This is a genomic window from Acidovorax facilis, from assembly GCF_023913775.1.
Lineage (GTDB): Bacteria > Pseudomonadota > Gammaproteobacteria > Burkholderiales > Burkholderiaceae_C > Acidovorax > Acidovorax facilis.
This window is the reverse complement of the sequence record NZ_JAMXAX010000212.1, coordinates 1-5,829: the sequence shown is the minus strand read 5'-3', so window position 1 is coordinate 5,829 and position 5,829 is coordinate 1. Positions and strand designations below refer to the sequence as shown.

Here is a 5,829-nt window from a genome sequence, read left to right as displayed (position 1 = left end):
CCCGAACGCACTGCCCGGCGCCAACCCCAACCCCGCCTCCCGCACCAGCAGCTTGGCCAGCGTCAGGCAGTCGTCGTAACCGTCGATGCGGAAGAACGCATACATGCCCCCACGCGGCGTGGCCACCGACACCCCCGGCACACCGGCCAGCAGCGGCACCAGCGTGTCCCGGCAGCTCTTCAGATGCGCCACCAGCGCAGGCGTCACCTCCTCCGTGCGCTGCAGCGCCACCGTGGCCCCGCGCTGCACAAACACCGGCGCGCACGAGGTGTTGAACTCGATCAGCTTGCCAACGGCATGCGTCAGCGATGGCGGCAACACCAGCCACCCCAGGCGCCAGCCGGTCATCAAAAAACTCTTGGAAAAACTGTGCGTCACCACTAGGCGGTCCTCGGGCTCGGCCACGTCCAGAAAGCTGGGTGCGGCGCCGTTGGCCGTGTCGCCCGCGTAGTACAGCCGCTCGTACACCTCGTCTGCCAGGATCCAGGTGCCCGTGCGACGGCAATGCGCCAGGATGGTGGCTTGCTCCTCGCGCGTCAGCGTCCAGCCCGTGGGGTTGTTGGGTGCGTTGACGACCAGCAGGCGCGTGCCAGGTGTGATGGCGGCCAGCAGCGTATCCATGTCCAGCTGCCACGCGCCGTGCACGTCGGCCACCAGTGGCACAGCGCGCACCTGCGCCCCAAGAATCCGCGGCTGCGCCACCAGGTTGGGCCACACGGGCGTCACCAGCACCACTTCGTCGCCCGCGTCCACCAGGGTCTGCACGGCCACCATCAGGCCGTTCACACCGCCGGACGTCACTGCGATGCGGTCGAACCACGCATCGGTGTGCTGCTGCGGGTGCAGACCGTGCATGTAGCCCGCAATCGCGTGGCGCAGTTCGGGCAGGCCCAGGTTGTGGGCGTAAAAGGTCTCGCCCTTTTGCAGCGACGCAATGGCCGCGTCGCGGATGAAATCGGGCGTCACCTCGTCGCTCTCGCCAAACCAGAACTTCAGCACATCGCTGCGCCCCAGGCCCTCGTTGGCCACTTCGCGGATGCGCGACTCTTCGAGGCTTTGGACTACTTCTCGCATGCAATCTCCTTGAAATACACAGCCATCATCGCAGGCGTATAGTCGTTTTTTTGATTTTTTCACCACCTTGGCTGACCAACCAACGCTCATGACCTATCCCAACACCCAGCTCTTCATCGCAGGCCAGTGGCAAGACGCCGCTGAAGGCAAGACCCTTGCCGTGTTCAACCCCGCCACGGGCAAGGAAATCGGCCGCGTGGCCCATGCCACCAAGGTCGATCTGGACCGCGCGCTGGACGCCGCACAAAAGGGTTTTGAAGCCTGGCGCGACATGCCTGCCGCCGAGCGCGCCAAGACCATGCGCCGCGCAGCGGCCCTGATGCGCGAGCGCGCCGAATCAATAGCCGCCATCATGGTGCAAGAGCAGGGCAAGCCCCTGGCCGAGGCCAAGGTCGAGACCATGGCGTCGGCCGACATCATCGAATGGTTTGCCGACGAATCGCTGCGTGTGTACGGCCGCATCGTGCCCTCGCGCAACCTCAAGGCCACGCAGATGGTGCTGAAGGACCCGGTGGGCCCCGTGGCCGCGTTCACGCCCTGGAACTTTCCCATCAACCAGGTGGTGCGCAAGCTGGCCGCCGCGCTGGGCGCCGGTTGCTCCATTCTGGTCAAGGCACCCGAAGAAACCCCCGCCAGCCCCGCCGAGCTGATCCGCGCGTTTGCCGATGCCGGTGTGCCCGCAGGCACCGTGGGCCTGGTCTATGGCGACCCGGCTGAAATCTCGAGCTACCTGATTCCGCACCCCATCATCCGCAAGGTCACCTTCACCGGCTCCACGCCCGTGGGCAAGCAACTGGCCGCGCTGGCCGGCAAGCACATGAAGCGCGTGACGATGGAACTGGGCGGCCATGCACCGGTCATCGTGGCCGAAGACGCCGACCTCGAACTGGCCATCAAGATCGGCAGCGGGGCCAAGTTCCGCAACGCAGGCCAGGTCTGCATCTCGCCCACCCGCTATCTGGTGCACGAGAGCATCCGTGCCGATTTCGTGGCTGCCTTCGCCAAGTACGCGCAGGGCCTGAAGGTGGGCGATGGTCTCACGGCCGGCACGCAGATGGGCCCGCTGGCCAACCCCCGCCGCATCACAGCGATGGCCGACCTAATGGCCGACGCCGTGCAGCAGGGCGCCACGCTGGTGACGGGTGGCGAGCGCATCGGCACCGAAGGTAACTTCTTCCAGCCCACGGTGCTCAACGACGTGCCCCTGTCGGCCCGCATCGTGAACGAAGAACCCTTTGGCCCCGTGGCTGCGATTCGTGGGTTTGAAAAGATCGAAGACGCCATTGCCGAAGCCAACCGCCTGCCGTTTGGCCTGGCCGGCTATGCGTTCACATCGTCTCTGAAGAATGCGCACCTGCTGGCGCAGCGCCTGGAAGTGGGCATGCTCTGGATCAACCAGGCCGCCGCACCTGCGGCCGAGTTGCCGTTTGGCGGCCTGAAGGACTCGGGCTATGGCTCGGAAGGCGGCCCCGAGGCCATCGAGGCGCACCTGAACACGCGCCTGGTCTCGATCATGAACGTGTAAGGACGAAACGCCGGAGAGCTGGCGCGGCAGGGCTGTCGCGCGCAGCCCGGCTGCGGGTGCGGCCCAGTCAAAGCTTGCGCGCGATCTTTCAGGAGCCTTCCTGAGAGATCGTCCGCAGGCTTTTGTTTTTGCGCGCTGAACCAGTCTGACAAGCAGTGCCAGGGCAGCCGCGAAGAAATCGATTGACGTGGTCTGTCAAATACATATCATGATATATATCTAAGGAAAAAACATGATCCAAGACGTCGTCAAGGAACTCGGATTCCTCACCCTCGGCACCCGCTTCAAGCGTATTGGCGAGGCGCTGCAGGCGCAAACGCAGGCACTGTTGACCCAGCACGGCATCGACATGCCTGCAGCGCACTTCCCGCTGTTGGCGGCGCTGGATTGGCATGGTGCGCTGGGGGTGGGCGAGCTGAGCCAGGCCGTCGGCGTCAGCCAGCCCGTGGTCACGCGCTCCTTGAAAGGGCTGGAAGACAGCGGGCTGGTGCAGTCGGAGGCGGTGGAGGGTGACCGGCGTGTGCGCCGCGTGGCGCTTAGCTCGCAAGGCCAGGCACTTGTGCAGCGGGCGCAACGCGATGTCTGGCCCGTGCTGGAAGCCTCCGTAGCCCAGGTGTGTGCGTCGCTTGAAGGCCCCTTGCTGGACCAGTTGGAGGCGCTGGAGGCGGGGCTTGCGCGCACCTCGCTGCTGCAGCGCTCAGCTGCCACCATTGCCGCAGAGCACGCCACAGGCCGTCGCCAAAAAACTCCCCGTGCCCCAGGAAAGGAAACAGCACGATGACCACCACCAACCCCTTCGACCGGCCCGTCTGGGCATCGCTGACCTCCACTCCCGGCCTGGCAGAAGGTGGCGACCTGGCCAAGCGCTACCGGCGGGACGTCAACCTGTTTGCTTCGGCCCGGGATGACGCCGATGACGCCAGCCTTACCGCGCTGGCCGGTCTGGTGGCCGAGGGGGAATCGGTCTTCGTGCTGCAAGCGCAGCCCATGCCGGTGCCCAAGGGGCTGCAGGCCCTTCGCCGCGCCGAGGGCGTGCAGATGGTGGCCGGGCGGGCTATCGCAGCCGAGCCCGGCGCGGAGGCCGTCGTCGTGCTGGGTGATGCCGATGCTGCCGCCATGCTGGCCCTGGCGCAGTTGACCGAACCCGGTCCGTTCCTTGCGCGCACCCACACCATGGGCCGCTTTGTGGGCATCCGGTCCGAAGGTGTGCTGGTGGCCATGGCGGGTGAACGCATGCGTTTTGAAGGCGGCACCGAAGTGAGCGGCGTGTGTGTCCACCCCGAGTTTCGAGGGCGCGGTTATGCCCGCCGGCTTTCATCCGTGGTGGCCCACGCCATTCAACAGCGGGGGGACCAGCCCTTTTTGCATGCCTGGACCACGAATGAAGCCGCCATTGCCTTGTACGAGAGCCTGGGGTTTGAAATCCGCACGGAGGTGCAGGTGACTGTCTTGGGAAAATAAGGCAGTAGACCGGCTGAGGACACGCCATCCCAGACCGCCGCATTTTATGCTGACCATCTCAAGGGGCTAAGCGGACTTGAGACAATGAAATTCTGAAGAGTGAAAATAAAATGCACCGAACCATTGATATTTTTTGCAGGATCAATTGAGTTAAGCAAAAATTAATCTGGCATGGCTAGCATGGAACCATCATTCCATTGGAGGCCTGTCGATGAACCATGCTGTGAGAAACGTCGCTGCGAGTGCGGTGGGAGCCTTGGCCTTGGCTGTGTCCGCGCTGGCGGCGGAGGCCGACAAGCCGCCCGTCCAGTCGGCGGGGCCATCCAGTTTCAGCCGCGAGCGCACTGAAGATGTGTGTACGCGGGAGCCGCGAAGCCAGTGGTTGCCTGAGGCGGAAATGCGCCTGCTGGCGGAGTTTCGCGGCTACAAAATCGCCACATTCAAAATCGCCAATGGCAGTTGCTATGAAATATATGGATTCAAGAGTGGCAATATGGTCGAAGCCTATTTCGACCCCGTAACGTCGAAACTCGTGCGGCAGAATATTGCCAAATAAAACCGCTGCCAAAAGGCTGGATGCTGTAGCGTAAAAAAACCCCGCACTCCGAAGAAGTGCGGGGGTAAATAGCTGTAGGTCTGCCCTCCCACCAGTTAGGGCAGCAGCGGGATCAGGCCATCAGAAGTTGTGGCGCACACCCATCGCGAAGGAGCTGAAGTCGTTGCCCGCAGTGGCCACGCCGTAGCTGGCGTTGTGGTTGTTGTTGATGCGGGTGTAGTACGTGTAGATCTTGGTGCGCTTGCTCAGGTTGTAGTTGTAGCCCACGGTGTACTGGGTGGCGGCGCTGTCGGCCACGTTGGAGTACTTGCCGGCACGGCCCACGTTCAGGTGGAATTCCGACACGCCCATGATGTAGGCACCCGACAGGCGCACGTTGGTGCGGTTGCCGCCGTTGGCGAAAAACACGTTCTTGTCGCGCTGCACGTAGGCGCCCACCACGAAGGGGCCGGTCGAGTACGAAGCACGCACCGCGAACTGGTTCTGGTCGTCCAGCTTGGAGTAACCGGCGCCCAGGCCCAGCTTGCCGATCTCGTAGTTGGCAGCCAAGTCGAGGCTGTTCTTGCCGCCGGTGCCGCTGGCTTGCTCATGCATGGCCCAGCCGGCTTCGAACGTGGCGCCGCCCAGGCTGGGGGCGTGATAGGCGATCTTGTTTGCGTCGCGGGCAGGGTAGGCGTACAGCGCATCCGACGACGAACCGGTGTCGTGGTTGTGGTTGCTGATGAAGTCAGCGGTGGCGTAGTAGGACTCTGAAGTGAAGTTGCCCAGACGCAGCATGCCGAAGCCACCGGCAAGGTTCACTTCGCTCTGGCGGCCGAAGAAGGTGGAGCTTGTGGCGCCGGTGCTGGAGTCAAAGCCGCTTTCCAGTTGGAAGCCTGCCATCAAACCGCCGCCCAGGTCTTCCTGGCCCTTGAAGCCGAAGCGGGAGGAGTTGTTGAACAGGCCGGTCTTGGACACATTGCCTTCTTTTTGGTGCTCGAACGTGGTGTTGACCCGGCCGTACAGGGTGACGCTGCTCTGTGCAAAGGCAGCAGACGTACCCACCAGGGCCAGCGCGGCGAGGGCGCAGCGGTTAATCGTTTTTATTAGCTGTCGCATCCCGTACGATCATATGGTCGCTTGTGAAACAGGTGCGGGTGGGTCTGGTACCACTCTTTCATCGCCTGCATCGGCGTACTGCTCTTGAGCGCTGACTGCGGTAACTGGTGGTTGT

At 63.5% G+C, this 5,829-nt stretch carries 6 protein-coding genes and 1 pseudogene; 4 read left to right on the top strand and 3 right to left on the bottom strand.

Annotation, left to right across the window (positions count from 1 at the left end; all coding sequences use genetic code 11):
- Positions 1-1,074, bottom strand: a 1,074-nt coding sequence (locus tag NFX52_RS29110) for a pyridoxal phosphate-dependent aminotransferase (protein ID WP_252635955.1), incomplete at its 3' end; no start/stop codon positions are given.
- Positions 1,075-1,162: 88 nt separating this feature from the next.
- Here NFX52_RS29110 and NFX52_RS29105 point away from each other — a divergent pair.
- The 4 genes from NFX52_RS29105 (at position 1,163) to NFX52_RS29090 (ending at position 4,616) form a co-directional block, all read left to right on the top strand.
- Entirely contained in the window at positions 1,163-2,599 is a 1,437-nt protein-coding gene (locus NFX52_RS29105; protein WP_055399550.1) for an NAD-dependent succinate-semialdehyde dehydrogenase, read from the top strand.
- 232 nt (positions 2,600-2,831) lie between these two features.
- The gene (locus NFX52_RS29100) at positions 2,832-3,380 is read left to right on the top strand and encodes a MarR family winged helix-turn-helix transcriptional regulator (protein ID WP_055399548.1); all 549 of its coding nucleotides are present in this window, start codon (positions 2,832-2,834) and stop codon (positions 3,378-3,380) included.
- Entirely contained in the window at positions 3,377-4,060 is a 684-nt protein-coding gene (locus tag NFX52_RS29095) for a GNAT family N-acetyltransferase (protein ID WP_055399546.1), read from the top strand. Before NFX52_RS29100 ends, NFX52_RS29095 begins: the two co-directional genes overlap by 4 nt.
- A 211-nt stretch (positions 4,061-4,271) precedes the next feature.
- Complete coding sequence (locus NFX52_RS29090; RefSeq protein WP_055399544.1) at positions 4,272-4,616, top strand: PepSY domain-containing protein; 345 nt, start codon at positions 4,272-4,274, stop codon at positions 4,614-4,616.
- A gap of 120 nt (positions 4,617-4,736) precedes the next feature.
- Here the strand turns inward: NFX52_RS29090 and NFX52_RS29085 are convergent, their stop codons facing one another.
- Together NFX52_RS29085 and NFX52_RS29080 are read right to left on the bottom strand one after the other, a co-directional pair.
- Positions 4,737-5,714 carry a porin gene (locus NFX52_RS29085; protein ID WP_289781642.1) on the bottom strand — a complete coding sequence of 326 codons (978 nt, stop codon included), beginning with the start codon at positions 5,712-5,714 and terminating at the stop codon, positions 4,737-4,739.
- A pseudogene (locus tag NFX52_RS29080) lies at positions 5,702-5,829 on the bottom strand (IS481 family transposase); the annotation flags it as partial. The gene NFX52_RS29085 and the pseudogene NFX52_RS29080, both read right to left, overlap by 13 nt.